The 25,037-nt window shown below is 44.3% G+C and carries 18 protein-coding genes and 1 pseudogene; 11 read left to right on the forward strand and 8 right to left on the reverse strand.

The genetic code is table 11. The features are described from left to right. Both GQR89_RS02260 and GQR89_RS02265 read right to left on the reverse strand, forming a co-directional pair. Window positions 1-195, reverse strand: a complete 195-nt coding sequence (locus GQR89_RS02260) for a CPXCG motif-containing cysteine-rich protein (protein ID WP_158772106.1) — start codon at window positions 193-195, stop codon at window positions 1-3. Between the two features lie 70 nt (window positions 196-265). Continuing rightward, the gene (locus GQR89_RS02265; protein WP_158768558.1) at window positions 266-928 is read right to left on the reverse strand and encodes a glutathione S-transferase family protein; all 663 of its coding nucleotides are present in this window, start codon (window positions 926-928) and stop codon (window positions 266-268) included. A 217-nt stretch (window positions 929-1,145) separates the two neighbouring features. Between GQR89_RS02265 and GQR89_RS02270 the strand changes: the two genes are divergently transcribed. Beyond that, a complete protein-coding gene (locus GQR89_RS02270; RefSeq protein ID WP_158768559.1) occupies window positions 1,146-2,147 on the forward strand; it encodes a LacI family DNA-binding transcriptional regulator in 1,002 nt (333 codons plus the stop codon). A 107-nt stretch (window positions 2,148-2,254) separates the two neighbouring features. On the opposite strand, the gene GQR89_RS02275 is transcribed toward GQR89_RS02270, so the two are convergent. Next, entirely contained in the window at window positions 2,255-2,839 is a 585-nt protein-coding gene (locus GQR89_RS02275) for a hypothetical protein (protein WP_233269055.1), read from the reverse strand. A gap of 12 nt (window positions 2,840-2,851) precedes the next feature. Between GQR89_RS02275 and GQR89_RS02280 the strand changes: the two are divergent. Next, window positions 2,852-3,166: pseudogene (locus GQR89_RS02280) on the forward strand (TonB-dependent receptor); the annotation flags it as partial. Between the two features lie 223 nt (window positions 3,167-3,389). Beyond that, window positions 3,390-3,836 carry a DUF3010 family protein gene (locus GQR89_RS02285; protein ID WP_158768560.1) on the forward strand — a complete coding sequence of 149 codons (447 nt, stop codon included), beginning with the start codon at window positions 3,390-3,392 and terminating at the stop codon, window positions 3,834-3,836. A gap of 96 nt (window positions 3,837-3,932) precedes the next feature. On the opposite strand, the gene GQR89_RS02290 is transcribed toward GQR89_RS02285, so the two are convergent. Beyond that, the gene (locus GQR89_RS02290) at window positions 3,933-5,159 is read right to left on the reverse strand and encodes an Nramp family divalent metal transporter (RefSeq protein ID WP_158768561.1); all 1,227 of its coding nucleotides are present in this window, start codon (window positions 5,157-5,159) and stop codon (window positions 3,933-3,935) included. A 203-nt stretch (window positions 5,160-5,362) separates the two neighbouring features. Here GQR89_RS02290 and GQR89_RS02295 point away from each other — a divergent pair, with 203 nt between their 5' ends. The 4 genes from GQR89_RS02295 to GQR89_RS02310 all read left to right on the forward strand — a co-directional run bounded on the left by GQR89_RS02295 (window position 5,363) and on the right by GQR89_RS02310 (window position 12,473). Continuing rightward, window positions 5,363-9,112, forward strand: coding sequence for a hydantoinase B/oxoprolinase family protein (locus GQR89_RS02295; RefSeq protein WP_158768562.1), 3,750 nt, complete (start codon window positions 5,363-5,365; stop codon window positions 9,110-9,112). A gap of 115 nt (window positions 9,113-9,227) precedes the next feature. Then, on the forward strand, window positions 9,228-9,746 hold the full coding sequence (locus GQR89_RS02300) for a winged helix DNA-binding protein (protein WP_233269143.1): 519 nt from the start codon (window positions 9,228-9,230) through the stop codon (window positions 9,744-9,746). Between the two features lie 222 nt (window positions 9,747-9,968). Further along, complete coding sequence (locus tag GQR89_RS02305; protein WP_158768564.1) at window positions 9,969-10,751, forward strand: enoyl-CoA hydratase/isomerase family protein; 783 nt, start codon at window positions 9,969-9,971, stop codon at window positions 10,749-10,751. Between the two features lie 78 nt (window positions 10,752-10,829). Beyond that, the gene (locus GQR89_RS02310; protein WP_158768565.1) at window positions 10,830-12,473 is read left to right on the forward strand and encodes an AMP-binding protein; all 1,644 of its coding nucleotides are present in this window, start codon (window positions 10,830-10,832) and stop codon (window positions 12,471-12,473) included. 73 nt (window positions 12,474-12,546) lie between these two features. Here the strand turns inward: GQR89_RS02310 and GQR89_RS02315 are convergent, their stop codons facing one another. Genes GQR89_RS02315 through GQR89_RS02325 form a run of 3 tightly spaced genes read right to left on the reverse strand, consistent with a single transcriptional unit; the run spans window position 12,547 to window position 16,842 of the window. Next, the gene (locus tag GQR89_RS02315; protein WP_158768566.1) at window positions 12,547-13,680 is read right to left on the reverse strand and encodes a lipocalin-like domain-containing protein; all 1,134 of its coding nucleotides are present in this window, start codon (window positions 13,678-13,680) and stop codon (window positions 12,547-12,549) included. After that, window positions 13,668-16,178 carry an FtsX-like permease family protein gene (locus tag GQR89_RS02320; protein WP_158768567.1) on the reverse strand — a complete coding sequence of 837 codons (2,511 nt, stop codon included), beginning with the start codon at window positions 16,176-16,178 and terminating at the stop codon, window positions 13,668-13,670. Before GQR89_RS02320 ends, GQR89_RS02315 begins: the two co-directional genes overlap by 13 nt. Before the next feature lies 1 nt (window position 16,179). Continuing rightward, window positions 16,180-16,842 (reverse strand): ABC transporter ATP-binding protein, encoded by a 663-nt coding sequence (locus tag GQR89_RS02325; protein ID WP_158768568.1) that lies wholly within the window; start codon window positions 16,840-16,842, stop codon window positions 16,180-16,182. A gap of 364 nt (window positions 16,843-17,206) precedes the next feature. On the opposite strand from GQR89_RS02325, the gene GQR89_RS02330 reads away from it, so the two are divergent. Further along, a complete protein-coding gene (locus GQR89_RS02330; protein WP_158768569.1) occupies window positions 17,207-19,201 on the forward strand; it encodes a hypothetical protein in 1,995 nt (664 codons plus the stop codon). Between the two features lie 74 nt (window positions 19,202-19,275). Further along, complete coding sequence (locus tag GQR89_RS21430; protein ID WP_233269056.1) at window positions 19,276-19,425, forward strand: family 16 glycosylhydrolase; 150 nt, start codon at window positions 19,276-19,278, stop codon at window positions 19,423-19,425. 179 nt (window positions 19,426-19,604) lie between these two features. Here the strand turns inward: GQR89_RS21430 and GQR89_RS02340 are convergent, their stop codons facing one another. Next, window positions 19,605-20,669 (reverse strand): oxidoreductase, encoded by a 1,065-nt coding sequence (locus GQR89_RS02340; RefSeq protein ID WP_158768570.1) that lies wholly within the window; start codon window positions 20,667-20,669, stop codon window positions 19,605-19,607. Between the two features lie 287 nt (window positions 20,670-20,956). Between GQR89_RS02340 and GQR89_RS02345 the strand changes: the two genes are divergently transcribed. Together GQR89_RS02345 and GQR89_RS02350 are read left to right on the forward strand one after the other, a co-directional pair. Continuing rightward, window positions 20,957-22,093 (forward strand): FAD-dependent oxidoreductase, encoded by a 1,137-nt coding sequence (locus GQR89_RS02345; RefSeq protein ID WP_158768571.1) that lies wholly within the window; start codon window positions 20,957-20,959, stop codon window positions 22,091-22,093. 516 nt (window positions 22,094-22,609) lie between these two features. After that, on the forward strand, window positions 22,610-25,033 hold the full coding sequence (locus GQR89_RS02350; RefSeq protein WP_158768572.1) for a TonB-dependent siderophore receptor: 2,424 nt from the start codon (window positions 22,610-22,612) through the stop codon (window positions 25,031-25,033). The last annotated feature ends 4 nt before the right edge of the window (window positions 25,034-25,037 follow it).

The following is a 25,037-nucleotide window of genomic DNA, read 5'->3' on the forward strand; positions in this document are numbered from 1 at the left end:
CTATTCGCTGTCGGTACGAGCGTGAATAATAAAGTCGTTATCATCGTCTTGGGTAATAAGGATTTCTATAGGGCTACAACAGACCTGACAATCAGCAATCAGTTGTTGGCCCAGATCGTTATCTTGATCAATTTCAATATCATTGATTTCCATACAATATGGGCAGCTGAATTTAGCATTTGAAGTAAGGCTCATCATGGTTCTCCTATAAGAGCCCTATATGGTAAAGGAAGATCCCCCTCTGAGCCTACCGTTTTATCACGGTTTATTTTTTAAAACTTGTTACATACTCTACAAATGCTTTATTTGCTACTTTGCGATCCTCTGCAATTTTCTGCACTTCAGGTAGTTCATTTAACTTAGCCATCAATGCTTTAGCGCCATTAGAGCCTTCGAGCAGGTCTATATCGTACAATTTTTTAGCCACTGAGCTAGCTAAATCAACGCTGTATAAAAACATAATGTCAGCGGCGCTAAATTCCTCACCAGCCACGTAAGGTGAGAAAGACGCTAATCTATTTAATCCTGTGATGCCTCGGAAAAGTGCGCGTTTTACATCCTTGCGCGTTTCATCACTAACCTTGCTGCCAAAAAAGGCTTCTTGGTGGCAGCGACGGGCAGGCAATTCAAGATATAATTCGATGAATTTGACGAGCTCTTTTACTCTTGCTTGTGCGAACGGGTCGGATGGATACAACGGCTTATCAGGATATTTAGCGTCTAGATATTCCATAATAATGTTGGTTTCAACGATAATGCCATCTTCGGTTTCAAGAGCGGGAACTTTACCCATGGGGCTTTTGGCTAAAAACTCAGGTTCTTGATTAGGGTAAACAATTTCAACTTCGTAATCTAAGCCTTTACGATACAAGGCTAATTTGATCATATTAAAGTAATTACTGACGTCAAATCCGTACAATTTAAGCATGGTGATTCTCGGGTTTTTATATGAAGTTCAATAATCAGTCAAGTTGCTAGGCTACTCAACATCGAAGTATTGATAGATATCTATAAGTGATTTTCACCTTGTTATTGAGCCCTGTTGAGCTGGCGACAATACTGTCAATCTTGCTAAATTAAGCCCTTAATAATGTTAGTGGAACGTCGCGGTTATCAATAAAAAACTCAACCTTAAACAAGTATCAGTGCAGCTTGGTGTATCCACTGCAACTGTATCGAATGCGTTTAATCGCCCGGTTCAGTTGTCAGCAAAGTTACGTGAACGTATTTTGCGTGAATCTGCGGAGTTGGGTTATCACGGGCCAAACTTTGCCGCCCGCACGTTGCGTAAAGGGGAGTCTGGTGTTATTGCCGTAGTTCTTGCCGATTCAATTAGTTATAGCTTGTCAGATCCGGTTGCGAGTCAGTTTTTGCAAGGTGTAGCAGAGGTATTGGTTAACGAGAACAAACAATTACTTTTGTTATCCAGTGCGTCTGATCAGCAGACCCAAAGTAGTTCTGAATCGTTACCTGATGGGTTTGTGTTTTATGGCGCGCCCGCAGGGGATATTTTTGAACGGGTTCAGCGAGGTGGAAAACCACTAATAGCTGTGGACTTTGAAACCAACGATAGCGCATCAGTCAATATCAATAACGAGGACGGCGCTTATACAGTGGCAAATCACGGGTTAGCCACTAAGCCGGACAGCGTGGCTATTTTGGGTTTGCGTTTGGTAGACTCTAACCGTATTTGTCGATTAACGGCGGTAGATATTGATCTTGAGTCAAAAGAAATATCGCGCAATCGTTTAAAAGGCTATGTGCGAGCGTTAACCGATAACCAGATTATGTTTTCCCCTAGTCAAATCTGGCATATCCCACTTAATACACCTGATATGGCAGAAATAGCTGCGAGAGAAGCCCTCACGTTAAGTCCATTACCTAAAATGGTTTTATGCATGAGTGACGTGATCGCATTGGCGGTTATTCGCATAGCGGGGGAATTGAACATCGACATTCCAAAGGATTTGCACGTTACCGGGTTTGATGACATACCTGAAGCACAACGCAGTGTCCCCAGTCTTACCACTGTGTGTCAGCGAAGTCTGGAAAAAGGCCGAGTAGCCGCAGGATTGTTATTTAGTCACGATACTAAGCAAGTAGTGTTGTTAGATACTCACCTAGTGGTGCGTCAAAGTTGCCCGTAGTCAAAGAGGGTGAGGTGCTGTCAGCCTGAATTGATGGCTGGCAACATTTATTATTTGGCTGACGTGTTAGCCTATAGTGTTTTAATAAAGCATACAGATACATTGACTTATGCTTGCGGCGTCAGCCACATGACTTGGTAGGGTTTCAGTATTAGTATTAGTATTAGTATTTTTGGTTTTGGGGTTTTAACCAAGTCAGATAAAAAATCCTGCCAAATATCACCGTTATCCAGTCCCAAATATGTGCTGCTAATATTTTGTTTGTGTTCGCTGAAATTGCATATGGCGACTAACTTTTTACCGTCATCCGTATAACGTTCATAAGCAAAAATAGCCGCATTATCACTGTTCAAAATACGCGTTTCGGCTTGTCCAAATACACGGTGTTGTTTACGTATGGCAATGCGTTGCTGTAAACCTGTTGTTACTTTATGTTGCGGTGTGTGGAGGGTTTTACTTTGCTCAATTACTTCGTCTGTTACCGGTATACGGTGTACCCAGCGCCCGTCGTGTTTTTTACTGTCATCTCGCTCGTAGCGATAGTCGTTCAATAGGGCTAATTCGTCTCCCGAATAGATTAGCGGTATACAACCGATACTCAAAATAATGCTATGCACCATTAAAATACGGGCAATCGCATGGTCAATTAATGTGTCATTGTGGCTATTTAGGCCTTGCTCTAAACCAGCCAAAGACGCAAGGGAACCGCTTATTATGCCATGGGTGGTTTTGAAGTGCGTTTAGCAGGGACTGACCGTTCTGAGTTCAGTACCTATCAACGTGGTGGTTCAAACAAAATTGAAACATCCACCCGTAATGCGGAAACTCTACTGGACGCGCAGATCAGTTACGACTTTGAAGATTCTGACATCGATTATTTACAAGGATTACGCGTTTCGCTACAGGGCACTAATTTGACTGATGTGGACGAAGAAACGGTAGATGACAATGGTATTGTGACCACGCGTCGTCAGTTCGGTCCGTCTTATATGGTTAACGTTAATTATGCCTTCTATTAAATAGTACAAAGTAATGGCCCCTCAGCGTCTTCGCTGCAGGGGCTTTTTTTGTTTAATTGATTGAGCGTTGCCAGTTACCAGAATGACTAAATATTAGCGGCAACACTGGCGCCTCTTACTAATGTGCTGCACCATAATGAATTTTTAACGCGTTTTACCAAACAAGGTTAACGTCTGCTGATTTTGCGTTATACTGCGCGGGTCTTAATAAGTTGGGTGATATATGAAAGTTTGTGGTGTTGAAATAAATAGTAATGATGTGAATGTGTGTTTGTTATCGTTGGCTGAAGAGGTGTTTCAGTTACCAGATTTTCGCAGTCGTCGCTTGACCTTGACCGATATAAATAGCACGAAAGACTTACGTTATTTTCAGCAAACTTTTGCCAAGTTAATGGCTGACTACTCAGTGGATAAAGTGGTGATTCGCCAGCGTCCAATGAAAGGAAAATTTGCCGGTGGTGCCGTGGGTTTTAAACTGGAAGCCGCTATCGAGCTGATTGCTGATTTAGATGTGACGATAATGTCACCCACTGATATTAAAGAATCACTCAAGCGCAACCCTGTGCATATTCCTTACGGCGATACAGGTCTTAAAATTTATCAAGAAGTGGCGTTTAGTACGGCGTTCGCTTATTTGATGAAAGATAAGTACGCCCCGAAAGAAGACTAGTTATATTGGATTTTGCTATTTACTAATAAAAAAGGCGTTTAGCGCCTTTTTTAATGCCCGTATTTTACCAACTGTTATGCGTTATAAGAATAGTGGTTACATTATCGAGAATGATTTAAGCACTAAGCGAATGCCTAAGCCAACAGACACTAAAAATACTAGAGCCCCCAATCCATTGGCTAACAAGCCATTGGTGTGCTTGCCTAGCAATGCTTTGTTGTTCATGGTGTAAAGTAAGAAAGCGGCGATAATGGGTAGCAGTAACCCGTTGGCGAATTGAGCGCCGATAATGATATTAATGGGCTTTGCTCCACTCAAGGCAAATACCACCCCGACTATCAAGACACTTAAGCTCACAGAGCGAAACAGTTTTTCCCGTGTTTTTTCACTGGGGTTAATAATTTCTGTTATGGCATAAGCCGTTGCAAGTGGCGCGGTCAGTGAGCTGCTTAATCCTGCTGCGAGAAGTCCTGCCCCTAATAAGTACTTGGAAAAAGAACCAAAAAGAGGCTCCAGTTGAATCGCCATATCAGCCGCACTGCTTGCCCCTAACCCTCTTGAAAATAAACTGGCTGCGGCTGTGGATACAATAAACATGGCGACTAAGCCTCCTAAGCCAATGGAAATTACTGAGTCAGCTCGGGCGGCAGGTAAGTCAGCCTCACCTTGCCAACGCGCTTTGGCTGCTGAAGCATGTAAAAATAGATTATATGGCACTACGGTTGTGCCGATTAACGCAACCACAGTAATCAAACTGTCGTCGGGTAGCGTTGGGGTAAACAATCCATGGGTAAACGCTGATAAATCAGGTTGGCTGACGATAAATGTGCCGATAAAAGCCACGCCCATAAAGAGCACCAGAACCATTAGTAAGCGTTCAACCTGACGATAGCTACCCCGCCATAGAGCTAATCCTGCGAGGGTTGCAATGCTCAGTATGGTCCAGGTAAAAGCCGCTTCGTTTGGCTCACTTAGAATTGCACTAACCCCCAATGCTGCCCCAGACAAATTACCGGCTTCGTAGGCAGCGTTGCCACCGTATAAGGCAACGGTTATGAGGATAAACAACGGCCATTTCCAAATAGAGAATTGCAGGCTTTCACGCAACGCTTCACCTAAGCCTTTTTGCGCTATGGTGCCCAAACGACCTGACATTTCTTGAAAAATAATGGTGGCGATGGTGGCAAACAGCAAAGCCCACAACAGCACGTAGCCATAATTAGCCCCTGCCAGTGTGCAAACCGTCACTGTACCTGGACCAATAAACGCTGCGGCGACCAGTGCACCGGGTCCGACATTTTTAAAAATATTCAGTGAGGGCATTATTCTTAATTCCTATGTGCACGCTTGGGCGTATCTAATCTCGTTAGGCAATATCAGGTAAGCATATTAGCTTTTTTTGACGATGATCCAACTTAGCAACATAAAAAATGCATATCAACATTATATTTATAAAATATTGATAAATTGTCATTGTATGGTTAGATTGAATGCATACAAAGCATTCAATCTGGGGATGAAGACACATGAGCAGCGCAGCAAACAAAACGAGTAAGCCCATTCAAAAATCGAATCAGGCGATCAGCAATGCTGATAGCCCGTGTTGGGATTTTTGGGTTGACCGCGGCGGTACGTTTACGGATATCGTAGCCAAAGATCCGCAAAACCGCTTACTGACCAGAAAGTTGCTCTCTGAAAACCCTACGGCTTATGAAGATGCAGCCTTACAAGGTATTCGAGATTTTCTAAGTATTGAGGCCAATGCGCCTATTCCAACGCATTTAATTGGCAGTGTCAAAATGGGTACCACGGTTGCTACCAATGCTTTGCTTGAGCGAAAAGGTGAGCCCACTGTGCTGGCTATCACCCATGGTCTGCGTGATGTGCTAGAAATCGGCTATCAAGTGCGTCCCAAAACGTTTGCCCTGAATATTGAAAAGCCAGAAGTCTTGTATCAAGACGTTATTGAAATCTGTGAGCGTGTTGATAATGACGGCAACGTACTTGTGCCCTTAGATGATCAAGCTGTGGGCGTTAATCTTCAGCAGCAATATGATGCCGGGTATCGCTCAGTGGCCATAGTACTTATGCATGCTTACAAATATCCAGAGCATGAATTGCGTGTCGCGCAAATAGCCAAAGAAATCGGCTTTAGTCAAATCAGCACAAGCCATGATGTTAGCCCTATGGTGCGCATCGTACCCAGAGGTGATACCACAGTAGTTGATGCTTACTTGTCGCCCATTTTGCGTCGCTACGTACAGCGGGTTGGCGCCGCTATCGGTGCAAACACAGATGAGCAGCCCAAAGAAGGGCAGCAGAGTAGCAACAGACGTTTACAGTTTATGCGTTCATCCGGCGGCTTAACAGCGGCCAGCAAATTCCAAGGGCGCGATGCGATTTTGTCAGGCCCCGCAGGTGGCATTATTGGTGCGGTGCGCACCAGTGAGCTAGCCGGTTTTAATAAAATCATTGGATTTGATATGGGAGGAACATCTACCGACGTTTCTCATTATGCCGGTGACTATGAGCGGGCATTTGAAACCCAAGTCGCAGGGGTACGCATGAGCGTCCCTATGATGAGTGTGCATACTGTGGCTGCAGGCGGTGGCTCAGTGTTGCACTTTGACCAGCAGCGATTTCGGGTTGGGCCTGAATCGGCTGGCGCATTCCCAGGGCCCATGTCTTATCGCAATGGTGGGCCACTTACCGTTACCGATGCGAATGTGTGTTTGGGGAAAGTCGACCCACGTTTTTTCCCTAAATTATTTGGCCCTGAGCACAACCAATCCATTGACGATAAAGTGGTTAAAACTGCCTTTAATACCATAGCGCAAAAACAGGGAATGGATGCCAGTGGTGAGCAAGTGGCCGAAGGCTTTTTAACCATCGCCATTGAGCATATGGCGCAAGCTATTAAAAAAATCTCTATTGAGCGTGGTTACGATGTACAACAATACGCTTTGACTTGTTTTGGTGGTGCGGGCGGTCAGCATGCTTGTTTAGTGGCGGACCGTTTAGGCATGCAAACTATTTTTATTCATCCTTTTGCTAGTATTTTATCGGCCTATGGCATGGGACTGGCTGATATTCGCAGCCAGCGCACCGAGACATTTCAACATGTTATGGCAGCCAGCAGTTTGGCTGAATTGCAGCGCGCATTTGCTCGCTTGCAAGCCCACACTGCTAACGAGTTATCTGAACAAGGCATAACCAGTGATGCGCAAAGCCATAGTGCCAAGGTGTTTCTACGTTATCATGGCACCGATACCACTTTGCCTATAGATCTGGGCTCGATCGCGCAGATGAAGACTGACTTTGAGGCAGTGCATCTGGCGCAGTATGGGTTTATTTCCCCTGAGAAAGACATCGTTATTGAGTCTATCTCTATGGAATCTGCGGGGGGAGGCCAGCATATTGACGAGCCTGTTTATCCTCTTACCGATAGTACCTTGCCTGATGCGCAAGAAAACACGCAAATTTTTTCTGGGGGGCAGTGGCATCATACCCCCATTTATTCGTTGAACCAGTTACTTCCCGGTCATAGTGTTCAGGGCCCGGCGATTATTATAGAAGACAACGGCACTGTCATTGTTGAGCCGCATTGGTCAGCAATGATGACGACACACAAGCACTTAGTGCTGCAAAAAGAGCAGATTAGCGACACGTCAAAGGCACAGGATAGTGAGCAAGTAACCCATAATAAAAGCCAACAAAGCACGGTAGAACAGGCTCAAAGCGATCCGGTGATGGTGGAGATTTTTAATAATCAGTTTATGTCTATCGCAGAGCAAATGGGCATAGTGCTACGTAATACGTCATCCTCGGTGAACATTAAAGAGCGGTTAGATTTTTCTTGTGCTGTGTTTGATTTAAGTGGTCGCTTAATCGCTAATGCACCGCATATTCCGGTGCATTTAGGTTCAATGGACGCAACGGTTAAAGTATTAATCAAGAGCGGTTTGAGCATAGAATCAGGTGATGTATTTATTCACAACGATCCCTTTAATGGCGGTTCGCATCTACCTGATGTGACCGTGATCACGCCGATATTCGATAAGCAAAATGAGCAGGTCATTTTCTATGTGGCCAGCCGAGCTCATCACGCCGATATAGGCGGGATCGCGCCGGGTTCCATGTCGCCAAACGCGAAAACAATTATCGAAGAAGGGGTGATTATTCCTTGTATGAAATTGGTTTCAAAAGGACAGTTTTTACATAATGAATTAGAACGCTTGCTGCTAGGCGCAAAATACCCTGTGCGCAATTTCAGCCAAAATGTGGCTGACTTACACGCGCAAATTGGCGCGAATCGTCGAGGCTATCAAGAGCTGCTTAAGCTGGTGGACGAACACACCTTACCTGTGGTGAACACTTACACCCAACATATTATGGATAACGCCGAACAGAGTGTGCGTCGCACGATAGACTCTCTACAGGGTGGCCAATACACCTATGAAATGGATGGCGGCTTGCGTATATGCGTTAAGGTTGATGTTGACCGAGTTACTCGCAGCGCCCGCATTGACTTTACGGGGACCAGTGCACAGCAACCGAGCAATTTTAACGCGCCTGGAGCGATCACCCAAGCTGTTGTGCTGTATGTGTTTCGTTGCTTGGTCGATAGTGATATTCCACTCAATGCAGGCTGTATGCGCCCGCTGACAATCATTGTGCCAGAAGGCTCCATGCTCAATCCTGTTTATCCCGCCGCGGTAGTGGCTGGTAACGTGGAAGTGAGTCAGGCAGCGACCAATGCCTTGTTTGGCGCGCTGGGTACCTTGGGTATGAGTCAGGGCACTATGAATAACTTAACATTTGGTAATGATGAATATCAATATTACGAAACCATATGTTCTGGGGCACCTGCTGGACCGGGTTTTAACGGCGCTGCGGCAGTACATACCCATATGACTAATTCACGCTTAACGGATCCTGAAATACTAGAATCGCGTTATCCCGTGTTATTAGAGAAATTTATCGTGCGCCGGGGTTCTGGTGGTAAAGGTCACTGGCATGCGGGGGATGGCATAGAACGACGTATTCGCTTCTTGGCTAATATGCAGTGCGCTATTTTATCCGGTCATCGTGAGGTACCCCTAGCTGGGGTAAAGGGTGGCCAAGCCGGAGAGCTCGGGCATAACTGGATTGAACGAGAAGGACAAAAATGGTTCGACCTTGGAGGCAGTGGTGAGACAGCTGTACAATGTGGTGATGTTGTGGTGATCCAAACGCCCACAGGCGGTGGTTTTGGTGCAGTTGGTGAAGACGAATAATGTTTCGTCGTTATTGATAGTTCCCCGTTAGTCGATAGATAAAGCAAAAGAGAGTCATACCGTGAGTGAAAAAGAAAAACAGTCTGGCGATAGATCACAGAGTAACGCGAACGATATACCCGTACATGGGCACGAACAAAAAATTGTGTCCTCCGAGCATTTAGCGTCCCCTGAAAATTGGCCTTTGTCAGAAGTCGAGTACGGCATGACTATCGTCTACAACGCATTTTCACAATGGATGGTGCGCTGTGCAAGCGCATCGGGCATTGGCGAGCTTGCGGTGTTAGACATTCTGATTCTGCATAACATTAATCATCGTGGCCGAGAAAAACGTCTAAATGATATTGCGTTTATGCTCAATATCATTGATACCCACACGGTCAATTACGCCATTAAAAAATTGCTTAAGCTCGAATTAGTCGTCGGTAGTAAGCGCGGAAAAGAAATTTTTTATGCCACAACAGATAAAGGTCGCGCAGCATGTGAAGAATATGGGCGGGTGCGCGAGCAATGCTTACTTGACGGATTGAAATTGTTAGACGTTGACGCCGACGAGCTAGTGAAGTTGGCCGCTACACTTCGTTCGATGTCTGGATTATACGATCAGGCTTCGCGAGCTGCGGCGTCTTTGTAACATTATGTGCAAATTGAGCCGCATTTTTCAATACTCGCGGCTTGGTTTCACTCTTTAACCCGCGTCAAACAGTGCATTAACACTTCTATAACATCTGAATATGGTCACTCATAGTTAGATTCAATTTTACAAATTCGGCTACTCAGTGGCATTGTCTACTCCTTAATTTCATTTGATTGGCGTCTTGCTGGTATTTCAGCGATGCCTAGCTGAGATAGAACCGTGCCAGAATCATCATCCGTTACCACTTCTATAAACGGCGCCGTGGCCGTTATTCGTTTTAATCGACCCGATAAACTTAATGCCTTCGACGAAAATCAACGCACTGCCTTTCGCTATGCAGCCGAGCGAGTGAATAGCAACGACGATATACGCGTGGTTATTTTAACCGGAGAAGGACGCGCGTTTAGCGCTGGTGCAGATTTAACTGAGCCTATGCCTGACGATCTCGACGTAGAGGAAGGACTAATACAGTCATACAAACCCGCCCTTATGGCTATCACTGAATCGCCAAAACCTTGGATTAGCGCAATTAATGGCGCAGCGGCGGGTATTGGCAGTGCATTTGCCATGGCCTGTGATTTAACCGTAATGGGTAAAGGTGCCTATATTTATCAAGCTTTTAGTGCCATTGGTTTAATACCCGATGGTGGTGCAACTTGGCATTTAGCCCACACAGTCGGCCGCAAACGTGCATATGAACTCATTGCCCTAGGGACTAAATTAGGTGCACAAGATTGCCTTAGTTTAGGGCTATGTAACAAGGTCGTTAATGATGATGAGTTGCTTGAGCAAAGCATGTTATTGGCGCAACAACTCTGCCAGAAAGCGCCATTGTCTTTGCGCTACGCCAAAGAGGCGCTTAATCAGGCGATGCACAGTGATTTAAGCCAAACGATTAACCATGAAGCGAAATTACAAAACATATGTGCCCATAGCAACGATGCGAAAGAAGGCAGCCGTGCATTTTTAGCTAAGCGCCCCGCAAAATTCACCGGCAGTTAATGGCTTGTTCCGACCGCTAATAACTTATTTTTGCACTTTAGGTTTTGCCTCGAAGTGATACTTAATTAGGAGAATGTAATGAACAATGCAACGGTTATACATAGTTTACTTGAGGGCCATGCCGAGCACCCAGACAAACCGTTTTTTCATCAGCCTATCGATCGCCAATGGCGCACATTTACTTGGGCTGATGTAACCCATCAAGCGCAGAGCATTGCCCAAGGTTTGCGCGCCCAAGGTTTTGAAAAAGGCGACCGTATTGTCATTATGTCAAAAAATTGTGCCGAGTGGATTATTGCTGACTTTGCGATAGCTATGGCAGGTATGGTCAGTGTGCCAATCTACGCGACCGCAGGTGTTAATATCATTGAGCATGTCATTAAGCACAGTGGTGCAAAAGCTATCTTTGTTGGCAAGCTTGATAACCTAGATGCCGCTACAAAGGCGATTCCTAAATCATTGTTGAGCATATCGTTTCCTTACCCCACTGTTGAATGTCATGAAAAGTGGGACGACTGGCTAAAAGCATTTGATCCGATTGAAGACCCGCATATGCCTGAAAGTGCCGATATGGCGACTATTTCGTATACCTCAGGCACTACATCTTTGCCTAAAGGTGTGGTGTTATCACACAAGAACTTTGCCTCTGCAGCTGACAATATTATTAGTCTATTCGAAATTAAATCTGATGATCGTTCTATCAGTTATTTGCCGTTGGCCCATATTACTGAGCGCAGCTTAGTACCGGTTTTTGTGCGCTGTAAAGTTGAAGTGTACTTCACTGAAAATTTAAAAACGTTCGTGGAAGATATTCAGTACGCTAGCCCTACTGGCTTTTCATCTGTACCCCGTCTTTGGTCAGTTTTTCAAGCACAGGTTATAAGTCAAGTGGGTGCCGAAAAACTGGAAAAAATGCTCAAAATACCCATTGTTGGTAAACTAGTAGCGGGTAAAATACGTAAAAAACTTGGCTTACATAAAGCTCGTACGTTCGGTTCTGGGGCCGCCCCTATGTCAGAGTCTGTTTTATCCTGGTATCACCGTTTAGGTATCCCTATTAATGAAGGCTGGGGAATGACAGAAACCACCGGACTTGCTAGCGGCAATATGCCCTATAGCCATGAAGATTTGGGCACCATCGGTAAACCTATGCCCAATATTGAAATGAAGTTATCACCAGATAGTGAAATTCTCATTCGCGGTGACTTGGTGTTTTCCGAATATTACGACGATGAGAAAGCCACAGCAGAGAACTTTGTCGATGGTTGGTTTAGAACGGGTGACGTCGCGACTATGACGCCGACCGGGGCCTATAAAATAACCGGACGTATTAAAGAACAATTTAAAACAGCCAAAGGCAAATACGTGATGCCTGTTCCGATTGAAAGTTTATTGTTCGCTAACTTAAATGTCGAACAAGCCTGCGTATTGGGTTCAGGGCAAAAACAACCAGTGGCCATGGTGGTCTTGAATCAGTCATGCAAGCGTAAAGCAAAAGATATAGAACAGTCTCTGCAAGACACACTAGCACACGTAAATAGCCAGTTAGAGAGTCATCAGAGACTTGATTTCATTATGGTATGCAGTAACGGTTGGACGGTAGAAAACGATTTATTAACTGCTACTACTAAAGTGAAACGCAGTGATGTGGAACGTCACTATAGTTGGTTGTTTGATGAGACGCGGCCAGACGGAATATTATGGGAAGAGGATTTACATTAATCCTCGCTCCTCTGCATCTTTCTTTAACTACTGTGGGCTGCGCAGCTTTAGATTTTCTTAGAGCAAAGTCAGGTTAGTAACCTGTCAGCTCCATAAAACCTCTGCCGCTATGAGTACCACTAATGTCTAATGCTCCCTCGTAATATGTAAAACGACCCGAATTAACCTGGTCGTTTTTACTGGCTTGCAGTTTAAGGTTGATATTTTTACCTGGTAGATTCAGGCGCCAAGCCAACGGGTATAATCGTCCTGACATCTCGGTTTGGCCTTGGGGCTCCAGAACCAATTCACTCGATGACAAGGCAGTAGAAGTGCCGTTGGGCTCGATATAACTGCCTGAGATGTAGTCTGTTTGGCCTGACAAACGCATGCGAAAAGCCATGATCTTCGCGCCGCTGTCTAAGTGTAAAGAAAACCAATCCCAGCCTGCAGTGCTAGCGTCCATTAACTGGGAGCTCCACTCATGATCAAACCAACCTTGTCCTGTTAGTTGGTGTTCTTTGCCGTTGACCTGCAAATTCCCGGTGACTTGAATAAATGGCTGACTGTAATAATGAGAAGCCAAAGGCGGTGTCACTGATTTTACGCTATAACCTTTTTGCCCATGTAGCACAAAGGGTCCATTAGTAGATAGATGCAAACTAAGCTGGGCATCTTGTGTTGATTGTTGCGTCTGGGTATCAGCAATATTACTGGCGGTTATCGTGGAAGGGAATAGAGACCTTTGTCCGTCGTTTGCTTGCCATTGCCAGTCATCTAAAAATAGGGTCAGAGGTTGTTCGGTCAGACCCGCATTGCCTACACCTCCTCGGGCGAAACGCTCTGCAAACCAGTGTTGATTTTCGCTGTGCAAAGACACATGGGCCATATAACTTTGGCCATTATCCCAACTGCTAATTTGTTCACCAGTTCTAAAACGAAATAAGGTCCACTGAAAGGCGTAATCGTCGCCATTCTCATCGTTTAGATTGGCTGTTATGTACCACCACTCTACACTGAAATCTGGATGGGCTAGGTGATCTGCTGGCAAATTTATCACATAATTTGGGTTAGCAGGTTTGCCGGTAACTGAGGGTGTTGATTCGGAAAATAAAACGCTTTTTGGGTCAGTGCTGACCGACTGATCGCTACATGCGCTCAGTAGTAATGCCAATAAGGGGCATAACGTGAGCATAGTCGCTAGCCTTAAAAAGATTAATTTAGCCATCTAATATCCTTAATTAGCGGTTTGTTATTCGCCCACAATAATGGCAACAGAATTATCATACTGACCAGTAATAAACCCATAGCTGATACGGCCCCAATTTGACTAATGGAAATATTCAAAGAATACGTCCAATAGAACGCTTGTTTGTTGATAAAGTTGATCAATAGCCAACTAAGCAATATGCCAAAAGGAATGGCAAATATCAGTGCCAATAAACATAAAAAGAGATATTGCATCAGCGACAATCCTTGTATCACCCAACGGCTAACGCCCAAGGTACGCAGTAACGTCAGCTGAGGTTTGGTGTCTTGCATTAATACAATAATCCCACAAGCCAAAGAAATGGCGGCAACCAATAATGTCACTATGTTAAGACTGTCGGTGATAACAAAAGTACGCTCGAATGTTGCCATAGACAAATCGATTAATTGATTGGCGCTATACAATTGTTGAGCGCGATTAAAACCATGTTGTTCAAGGTACTCGCTTAAGATTTTAATTGGCGCCGCGCTACCATATAAGGCCAGCACATTTGAGCGTTTACTATTATCGTTAAATAGTTTTGGTGGCAATAATATCTGTCCAAAAGGATTGCCATAGTCATAGACGATGCCTACCACTTCAAAGGCACTTACCCCTGAATTGAGCGGCACCAATAAAGACTGTCCTAGCTTAATTTTATTGCGCAGGGCAAATTGCTGATTTACATATGCACCTTGACCGGCGGCATATACCACGCCGGCATCAGGTATTTGGCTTTGGGTTTTCAACGCCGCAATAAAACCCGCAGTACTGGGGTGAGAATGCACTTGAATTGGCAAGCCTGCATACTGGGCCTTAAGCTCAAAGCGTTGTACTGCTTGGATATTCAGTCCTAATTGTTGAATGCTGGTGACCGCATCTATTTTGTCCGTCTGATACAGATAATAGTCGGCAATTAACTTCTGGTTGAGCCAATCATCAGTGGCTTGGCGAAAACTATCGACCATCAAGTTCATACCAATATTACTCATCAGGGCAATAAAAAATGCACAACAGGCTATTTTACTGCGCCCAGACAGCCATAGACTATGTTGCAGGCTCCAGTGCAATAGCGGCCAGTCCTTAGGCACTAATGCACTCGCCGTGTTTAGTACGTAGGGGTAACAGGCAATCAAAACGAAACAGCCTGCCAAAATCAACAAGGCAATACCTATTAAACTGACCAGTATCGTTTGGCTTAACCATAACGTGACGGCAGCTGACACTAAAAGCAGCCAGGCAACGGGTGTAACCCAAAAAGACTTAGCAGGGGATGCCGCATCGGCGCGATATAACGTTTGATTAAGTTGTTTGACTGGCAACAAAGCAGCAAGGGTAACGCCCACTGCGCTGAGTAATAAGACCTGCACCAACAAACTTAAATAAGACACCTCTGCAAAACCCACACTGACTCGAAATAGACTTTCTAGGGTAGCTTGAATACTTGGCGCTAAATAAAGCGCTAATGCTACCCCCAAATAGACGCCTAAGGCGGCCCCGAGCAAGGTTAATATCCATAATTCGATCAGTTGGCCGGTTAATATGCTTAGGCGTGAAATTCCTAACTGACGGAATATTTTGAGCATAGGTAGGCGCTGCATTATCAATAACTGACAAGCGTTCATTACAATAAATAGACATACCACAAACATCAGTAGAGCCATGGCAAGTAGGTTTAGTTGAAAACTGTCGCTCATGCCGGTGTTTTGTTCGGCACTTGGCAGGCTTAGTAGAGTTAGATGCGCTGGTAGCAAACGACGAATATTGTTTAAACGTTGGGGGCTAATTTCCCCCACGAGCAATATATCGCTGATAGACGTTTCGCCAAATTGCTGAGCAAAAAGGCTTATGTCCATCATGATTTCATTATCCATGTTGGATAGATTTACCTGTTGTAATAATGGTAAACGCTGGCCCTGTGCGGTTGTGATAACAATGCTGTTATCTATTTCTAAATGGCTCGGCGCTTGGTCGCGTAATTTAGTATAAAGCTCTGTAGAAATAAAAGCTGAATTCCGGGGTAGGTTAGTGAGCTTACGCGTTAGTCGTGATTGTTGCGACTGCTCCTGAGGACGAATTTCCTTATGCTGTTGGCTCGTCAGATAATTAAGCAAAGCTAGACTATCAAAGCCCATAATATCAATGGGTTTAATCGTTAACGGTTGATGTTGTGCGTTAAGCAATAGAGTTGAAATTTGGGATACAGCCACCGCTTCTGTAATACCTAAGCGGCGCACTTGTGCATAATCGAGTTTACTCAGTTGCTGGGCAGACGCGGCGACCAGCTTGTACTCAATCAAAGGTAGTAACCCCTGACCTTGCTGAGCATAGCTTTGCTTGGCGCCCTGATTGATAACCAGTACCGCACTTACGCCTACGCAACCTATTACCAAAGCTATATACAACAGGGCTAGCCGGAGCCACGCACTGGGATAACTTTGCACCACGGTGCGTAAATACCAGAACAATAGGCGCATATTAATTCGCCCGCACCAGCTTGCCATCTTTCATCAGGTAATGCTGCTCGGCCAAAGCGGCGACCGCACTGCTATGGGTCACAACAACTAAACTAGTTTGCAATTTGAGACATTGCTCATAGAGCAGTTTGGCGACTTTGCTGCTGTTTTTATTATCTAAGTTGCCTGTGGGTTCATCTGCCAGCAATAACGCGGGTTTATGGGACAAGGCTCGAGCAATGGCAACTCGTTGTTGTTCACCACCAGATAGCTGATTAGGCCGTTTTTTACTGTGCTGGGCGATTCCCAGCGCATCAAGTAATTGTGCAATATAGCCGGAATCGAGATTGTTGTTCAACCGGGCCGGTAAACATAAATTGTCATATACCGACAGACAATCGATCAGATTAAAGCGCTGAAATATCAGGCCCACTGTGGAGCGGCGGTAATGGTCAGCCTGACGCTCGCCTATCGTGGTTAAATCCAGTTGGTTGACTGTTAGCTGACCACTGTCAGGTTTGTCTAAGCCTGCAAGCATGTGTAATAAGGTCGATTTACCCGAACCAGACTCCCCTTGAATACTCATTTGTCCACCGGGAGGCAAATTTACATCCAGCTCACTTAATACCACCTGACGCCGGTCGCCATCTTGATAGGTTTTACAAATTTTATGGGCATGGATCATGGCGCTTGGCTACTGACTGATTAATGCTAGGGAACAGTATATTAGCATGGGTTTTAATGACCGCTATGTGCTTGCTAGGCAGGCTTGAGCATATTGATAATTAAAAAGACTGTTAATAGTGAGAAAAAAGACTTTTTAATCGGCATAAACAATTACAGCTATAGCCTTTTCAGTTAGCCGAAAAACAATAGAACGGTCTTTGATTTAGTTGGTCATACTTTGAATCGTTGTTTAATCGCGCATCACGTTTGAATAGAATAGCAAAAAGCCTAGATAAACTAAAAATGATAGGCAGTAAATTGCTTCGTTTTATCTTAATATTCACACGTTATCTCATCATATTAATGTCAAATGGAACCGTACAATGCCCTTTTCTAACAAAGTTGATTATATTCCCAATATGCCTAGCGGTGGATACGATCCTCTTGCGGCACAAGAACAAAAAAGAGTGCAAAAAAAGCGTTGGCAGGTTCTGGTAGGTGTGTTCCTTTTTGTTTTGACGATAGCAAACATTTTTATTTGGAGCAGAGCGCCTGAGTTTCAAAGTCAGGCGATTATGCATTTTTCCTATACTACGCAAAACGCCCAAGAGCTTGATTATATTGCTCAGCAACAACTTAGCCTTAACCAACAGCGTTTGACCAGCAACAGCCTGTTGCAGACCTTGTCAGTTAAGTTGCGTGAAGAACATTTGATTGATCTTAATGTACAACAATTGAGAGACATGCTTAGTGCAACAGCAAGTGAAACAGGAAAAATAATAACCTTGCAAACTGCGGGGCCCACCCCTGAACTGCTTAAATCTGTACTGCAACAGTGGTTGTCATTATATATGTCGTTACTGGAGCGGGAGCGCGTTAGCAACGGCTCCGATGAAATACTGCAATATCAGCAGCAATTGACTGCACTGGAACAAAAAATTGCTCAGCAAAAACAGGTTATAGATGAGTTTTCGCAAGCCAATAATATTATATCTTTAGAGCGTAACGACAATCGAATTCCAAACAAAATCAAAGGATTAGGTATTTCGTTAGATGAAGCTGAAGCGCAGAAAACGCAAGCATTAGCAGAACTAGATAGTCTTAATGAATCCCTTGCTAATGGCCAACTGATTGAACGTCCTGTTGATAAGGCGAGTATTGATGTAAACCGTGCGGCGGTGCAAGAATTAGCCGCAGAGTTATCAGCATTGTCAGAAAAATATACTCAGGAATATTTACAACGGGATCCTGAAGTGGTTGCCAAACAACAAAAATTTATCAGTTTAAGCAAAGATTTAGAGCAACAAATAGCTGACAGTCAGTTATTATATTTGCAAGACTCACGACGCAATCTCGCTGTATCTGTGAGTAAAGTTAATGCCTTGCGAGAGCAATTAGCGGATTTTCAGAATCAGGCTCAGGATTTCAATCAAAAGTTAGAGCAATATCGACGTTTAGATGAGAGCTTAAAAGAATTGCAATCCCAGGCTCAAACCCTGAAAAATCAGCTTGTTGCCCAAGAAGTGTCGAAGCCCTTTGACGCCAAAATAAGCATACTCGAACAACCTTTTACGCCAGAGTTTCCTATCGGCCCCAACTATTGGCAGGACACGCTTATCAGTGTTGTTGCTGCTATTTTGTTGGCAGTGATGGCATTGCTACTTTTCAGTTTTATTGTGCGCCAAAAGTCGTTATCGGCTGGGGGCACTAATTTCGTGGTTTTACCGGGCCAACAACACGGGAATCCATACGCAGAATTACAGGGGGCTGAACAGACTAAGTTAGGGTCTAGGGCTCAACCTTTGCAGTTAGGCGAACAACACACACAGCAGACCAATATCCGTTTACTAACCACTGCCGAGTGCCAAGGCTTGTACAGTGTGGCTAATAAGCAAGCTAAAGTGGTTATCAGCTTATTGTTAAGCGGGGTAAATGTCACGGAGCTTGGTAAAATTACCAAAGGCGATTTTGTGCAGGCATATACTCAGCTGCAGATAACAGGCGCATATGCTCGACAAGTAAAGCTGACTAGGCCGTTGACGAGTGTTATTGAACAGCTTTGTGAGGGTTTGCAGGCGGATGATTTATTATGGGCAAGTCCTCTGTCAACTGAGGATTTCTGCCAAATAATCATCAACACAGGACATGATGCGGAATTGCCTTATCCAGAGCAATTGTCTACCGAGGTTTTACGACACACCTATTTAACCTATCTTGTTAGCCAAGGTGTGCGTTTAAATGATTTGGAACAACTTTCCGGTTATCTTCAACCCGCCGAATTAGCCAAATACCGTTCGGTTAATCGACATGGTAAGTCAGTGGATATCGAACAAATAGATACAATATTTCCGTACGCTGTCTCTGGCATTGAAACTTAAGGGCCTATGGCGCCTATTCGTGTTTTTAAAAAATACGGTTATCTGCTCGTTAAATTCCACAGGATTCGGTTTAGTTGCAAACTACAATTTCATACCACGTTTATGGCGTTGAATGGGACAAAACAGGGGGAAAATATTATGTTGACGGCAAGTTGCTTTCAACCGTAACACCGGATCAAGTTACGCAATGGGCTAGAGCCAACCGTGATGGACTAACCGATTAGCAAGGCTATTTTGCAGATAAGCCATTGAGTATATGGTTAGACCAAGAAACATTCCCATAGCACGGCATACCAGATAGCAAAGAAGACCTAAAGCTTAATAGCCCTGAGGGAGAAAAAGACGACGGTGTGGTCGATTATGAAATCGAATATTTGCGTGTTTGGCAGAAACTCACACAGTGCTAACTGACTACCTGTAGCGTCAACCCCAACTCGCTACTTTTTAACGCTAACTCGATGAGTTTGATTGTGTGGAGGGCCTGCTCAGCAGAAACAGGATGAGGTCGGTTATTACGAATTGCCTCGGCGGTGGCCTGAAAATAATGTTGATAACCACCTCGTTCAGTTACGACCACCTGCGCGTCACCTGCGTGATATATATGACCATATTGACTGGCATCTTCATCAGCCCAATTGGCATTAATAGGGGCAAGCCCTGCTATTAATCGTGATTCTTGTGGATCCAATCCGTATTTTTGAAAAGTCCCTTTGCTACCTTGAATCGTAAAACGTCGATTGGGCGTGGCGCTCAACATATCTGCATGCAAGACTGCGATTTTGTCTGGATAATGCAATACCAGATTGAAGTAATCTACCGTCGTACCGCCTTCACGTATGATGCGGCATTGCGCCGTTACTGCTTGGGGCATACCAAATAGCTGTAACGTTTGATCGATCAGGTGAGGCCCAAGATCAAATAGTATACCGCCTCCGTCGCTGGCTTGTTCTCGCCAGCGTTGACGTACCTCTGGGCGAAAACGGTCAAAATGTGCTTCGAATACTTTTATCTCTCCTAATTGCTGCTCACGGATTAACTTCTGCACCGTTAAAAAATCCCCGTCATAACGACGGTTTTGAAAAACGCTGAGTAATTTGTGATTTTTATCTGCCAGTGCGATAAGACGTTCACCGTCGTGGCTGTTGGTGACAAACGGCTTCTCTAAAATGACATGTTTATCATTTTCTAATGCCAGTTTAGCTAACGAAAAGTGCACATCGTTAGGGGCGGTAATGATTATTAGTTCTGCATCACTATGCGCTATTAAGGCCTCAGGTAAAGCGAAGTATTGTGCGTTTGGCCAATCTTTGTTGACTCTTTCTTGTTGACGACTGCTGATTGCCACAAGGGCAAATTCAGCCATATTACTGATAAAAGGAATATGGAAGGTTTTTGCTGAAAACCCATAACCGATAACGGCGGTTTTAATGGCAGGCTTTGTATTTGCAGCGTTAGAAATTAACGACATGTAGTATCACCTTTGGTTGGGTTCATAGTCATATTGATTGAAATACTCTGCCTCCGAATATGGATGCAATGGGCTATCGAAGGCGGCTAGATAATTATGTCAATATCAGCGCCATTGCGCATAACAATAATAGCGCTTTGGGAATCATTCCCCCTATAAAAGTCGCTGCACTGAGTATTGCTCACATACTGGCAAGTGCCTTGCTTTCATCCAATTAGGTCGAGATACGAACATCGACTAAGCCTAGATAGTGCCATCAATAATAAAATAAAACTAAGGATATCAGCATGTTCGAGGGTAAATTTAAGCGCAGAAATTTTATACAAGGACTTGGTGTCGGCGCGTTAGCTGCATCGTTAGGTGGTTGCGCTAATACAGCTTCAGCCCCTGCTAATACGGCTTTTAAGCGTCCTTTTTCACGCAAGCCATTATTGGCACCAAAAATCTCTATGAATAATATTATTACAGAAGTCGTAGGGCATCGCCCCTATCGTCCCGAAGGATTTGTGGTGCGTAGTGAAGCATTTGGCGACAAGACCTTGGTGCACAATTATGGACATGGCGGTGGGGGAATTTCCCTATCTTGGGGCTCATCGGCGTTAGCTGTGAGTGAAGTAAAGTCTGCTGAACATAAAGAGGCTGCGATTATTGGTAGTGGAGTGATGGGGTTAACCACCGCTCGGCTGTTACAAGAAGCTGGCTGGAAAGTGACTATTTATACCAAAGAGATGGCGCGGCACACCACATCACAAGTGGCTGGTGGTGAGTGGGGGCCGTATAGTGTGCACGACCCACTCGTATCAAGCGATACGTTTAAACTGCAATTGCAGTTAGCGGCGAAAATTGCCCATGAAACATTTGCTCGTATGGTAGGGGCTGATTACGGTATTCAATGGATAGAGCTATACACCGCGAGTAACGAGCTACCTAAAGCTGATAATCCATTTCGTCAGTATTACCCGTTTAGTCAGATGTATGGGGCGAACGAACATCCTTTTCCCACAACTTATTGCACGGTATCAGCGACCATGTTGGTTGAAACGTCCACATTCTTGCGTCGCTTAATCCAAGATGTGCAATTAGCAGGTGGTGAGTTTGTTATTCGTAATTTCAACGATCAAGACGAGCTTCTAAAACTTACCCAGCCAGTTATTTTTAACTGCACAGGATTAGGGTCAAGAGCACTATTTGGTGACGAAGGCATAATGCCCGCCAAAGGGCAGTTGATTTTGTTACCACCGGATCCCGCCATTGATTACCTGACGGTAGGCGGGGGAAGTGATTCGCTGTACATGTTCTCTCGTAATGATTACATGATTTTGGGTGGAACATTCAAACCTGGGGATTGGTCAACAGAACCGGATCCTATACAAACTGAACGGATTATTGATGAGAGTCAGCAATTTTTCTCGAATTTACCTTAGTACGGTATTGTTAAGTCCAGAGCAATGCATGTGAAGGACTTATGATGCGTAATGCCCCCATTATGTATGCTCGCTATATTATACGTGCATGGGGGTTCCTGACTAGCTCATTGTCTCTACAAGTATGTGCAGTAAAAGGCGATAACATGCTGATAATCAATGGCCTAACGCACTTTTCATCAACGGTTATTTTGCTCTTATCGCAACCAATTTTTGTGGTTATTGCGAATCTAAGCTAGGATTTTTTCTAGCTTTATCTTCTCTGGTTTACCTAGCGTCACTGTATTACCAAGCTTTGGTAGAAGAAGATCATTTAGCGTAAGTTCATCTCTTTGATCTCAGCAACTACTCGGTGAATATTCGACGTAGGTTGCAGGTGCAGATATGTTTAAATTCCTTCATTGATACTCTAGTTGTACTAAAAAGCCAGTTTTTAGAAACTAAGTATTGATAATGTAAATGATATTAATTATCATTCGCGCCCTTCGAATTTGTAATAATTTATTAGGGCACTCCATGCATCCCAAAAGCACACACAATTGGCCAATATCAACGGCTTTTGCCACCATTTTGACCACCGCTTCTATACCCACCCTAGCGAATGATAATAGTGCTTCTTCTGAGGTAGTCGCAACGACAGTTGCCGATGTAGAAAAAATTACTGTTTATGGTAAGCATAATCAGTTGATCATGGATTCTGGTACCGCAACGAAATCTAATATGAGTTTGATGCAGACGCCTGCCGCAGTCGTGGTGGTCGATAAACTTTTGATTAATGAGCAAGCGGGTACAACTTTGCAAGAAGCGCTGCGAAATGTCAGCGGCTTATCTCAAGATGGCAATAATTACGGGGTAGGCGACAATCTAGCCATTCGCGGGTTAGGCGTAAATTATGCCTACGATGGGATGTACGGGGGGGCAGATCTAGAGAATAGTTATAACCCAACACGTACTATGACTAATATCGAAAGCATAGAGGTGCTTAAAGGCCCGGCGACTGGACTTTACGGTATGGGCGCTGCTGGTGGTGTGATTAACTTAATTGAAAAAAAGCCTCAACAAAAAGAAGCCTATGAAATGCGATTTATCGTTGGGCAATGGGATAACTACGGCGTTATGTTTGATGCGACCGGTGGCTTGGATGACGATACTGCATACCGTTTGGTCGCTAATTACGAAACATCCGATGGCTATCGTGGTTTAAGTTCAGAGCGTAGCGAATTGTATGCATCATTGAGTCATGAGTTTTCTGCCGATAATTCAGTCCTTTTTACTGCCGCTTACATTGATGATGCTGTGCAGATTGACTCGATTGGTGATCCGGTACGCTTAATTGATTTGAGTTTAATTGATACGGCACCCGGCAATATAACGGCTGACGATTTGATAAATGGTGATGTTGCTGATGGTGGTTTGCAGCTTACTGATGAGCAGCGCCAAACACTCGCTGATTCACTCAGTGCTACCGACGGTTGGCAACCTATCGACTTAGGTGATACTGGTTTAATTTCACCATTGTCTACACCAAATGAAGGAGAAGAGCTTAGGTTGAAAGTCCGCCAAGAACTGGACTTTGCTAACGATTGGCGTTTAACCCATCAATTTCAGTATCGTAATTACACTACAGACTATATTCGTCAAACTTCAGCCTATAACTATATTTATCACGACCGCAATGGGGTGATTAATCTAGACCCTCGAGCGCCCTTAATTATCGATGATGTGCTTTACCCTTTCGCAGCTCGGCGCCAAGAGTATCGTAATATTTCTGCTGAGGAATCTACATGGCAGTATTTTGCAGATATATCTAAAACTTGGCGTGTTGCAAGTTTACGTGGTGAGCATTTAATCAGTGCAAATTACGAATATCGCGATATGACCTATACCCAATATTCAATATGGGATGCTGATGATACCCGCAGTGATCCTGTTCCATATATTCTAGATATTCGGCAACCAAACTGGCCTACAGGTGAGTTTGATGATTATAACCCGTCGCTTCGAAGTAAATATGACAAGACGGCCAAAGCGTGGGGATTGAGTCTGCAAGAGGTTGTTTACGTTACAGATGCATTAACGGCACGCGTCGGTGGTGCTTACAGTGGAATTAAGCAAACCTATCAAAATCAATTCAGTGATGGTAATCCTGAGTATGATGCAGATGACAATGGCTTTACTTACAATTTGGGGTTGAACTATAAAGTTTCAGATCAATTTGCCACTTTTGTGAACCAGTCCAAAGGCCGCATGGCTTACAGCGTGTTGGGTAGTTTAACTGGGGATGATGAACGACCCGATTCAGAATCTGAATCGTTTGATTTAGGAGCAAGATTCACCGCCTTTGATGAGGAGCTACTTGCATCATTAGTATGGTTCAAAACGAGCAGAACTAATCTGCGTTATTCAAACCCACTTTACGAAGATGATCCAGAAGACGCGTTTTATAATATCGATGTTGCTGAATATTATTACGATGAGCGTGATGAAACCCAAGGTGTTGAGCTCGATCTAAACCTTATGCTGAATGAGCAATGGTCGATGAATTTCAATGCGACCTATCAAGATGCGGTGACAAACCCTGGTAGTCATGCGCTTAGCCAAGTGGAAGAGCAAACCAAAGGTATAGCACAGAAATTTGCCAGTCTATGGACGAGTTATAGTCATCAATTCAATGGCCTTTCTTACCCAATTAAGTTCAGTATAGGTGTTAACTATGAAGATGAACGGTCAATTGCGGCTTCCGCATTTGGTATTAACTATGCCATTGTTGACGCCTATGCCGTCTTGGGTGGTGCAATAAGTTATGTGGGGGAGGACTGGAATATCCAGCTTAATCTTCGTAATCTTACGGATGAAACTTACTACAGTAAGGCCTTATATTTAGGTGGCTTGCCTGGCGAAAGTCGGAATGCCAAATTAACCGCATCTTACAGCTTCTAGCGCA

The organism is Paraglaciecola sp. L1A13 (assembly GCF_009796745.1).
GTDB lineage: Bacteria > Pseudomonadota > Gammaproteobacteria > Enterobacterales > Alteromonadaceae > Paraglaciecola.

What these genes read in the sequence shown, in the direction of transcription:
- GQR89_RS02260 (WP_158772106.1), bottom strand. Translation starts at nt 195, where the DNA reads ATGAGCCTTACTTCAAATGCTAAATTCAGCTGCCCATATTGTATGGAA.
- GQR89_RS02265 (WP_158768558.1), bottom strand. Translation starts at nt 928, where the DNA reads ATGCTTAAATTGTACGGATTTGACGTCAGTAATTACTTTAATATGATC.
- GQR89_RS02285 (WP_158768560.1), top strand. Translation starts at nt 3,390, where the DNA reads ATGAAAGTTTGTGGTGTTGAAATAAATAGTAATGATGTGAATGTGTGT.
- GQR89_RS02290 (WP_158768561.1), bottom strand. Translation starts at nt 5,159, where the DNA reads ATGCCCTCACTGAATATTTTTAAAAATGTCGGACCCGGTGCACTGGTC.
- GQR89_RS02295 (WP_158768562.1), top strand. Translation starts at nt 5,363, where the DNA reads ATGAGCAGCGCAGCAAACAAAACGAGTAAGCCCATTCAAAAATCGAAT.
- GQR89_RS02310 (WP_158768565.1), top strand. Translation starts at nt 10,830, where the DNA reads ATGAACAATGCAACGGTTATACATAGTTTACTTGAGGGCCATGCCGAG.
- GQR89_RS02315 (WP_158768566.1), bottom strand. Translation starts at nt 13,680, where the DNA reads ATGGCTAAATTAATCTTTTTAAGGCTAGCGACTATGCTCACGTTATGC.
- GQR89_RS02320 (WP_158768567.1), bottom strand. Translation starts at nt 16,178, where the DNA reads ATGCGCCTATTGTTCTGGTATTTACGCACCGTGGTGCAAAGTTATCCC.
- GQR89_RS02325 (WP_158768568.1), bottom strand. Translation starts at nt 16,842, where the DNA reads ATGATCCATGCCCATAAAATTTGTAAAACCTATCAAGATGGCGACCGG.
- GQR89_RS02330 (WP_158768569.1), top strand. Translation starts at nt 17,207, where the DNA reads ATGCCCTTTTCTAACAAAGTTGATTATATTCCCAATATGCCTAGCGGT.
- GQR89_RS02340 (WP_158768570.1), bottom strand. Translation starts at nt 20,669, where the DNA reads ATGTCGTTAATTTCTAACGCTGCAAATACAAAGCCTGCCATTAAAACC.
- GQR89_RS02345 (WP_158768571.1), top strand. Translation starts at nt 20,957, where the DNA reads ATGTTCGAGGGTAAATTTAAGCGCAGAAATTTTATACAAGGACTTGGT.
- GQR89_RS02350 (WP_158768572.1), top strand. Translation starts at nt 22,610, where the DNA reads ATGCATCCCAAAAGCACACACAATTGGCCAATATCAACGGCTTTTGCC.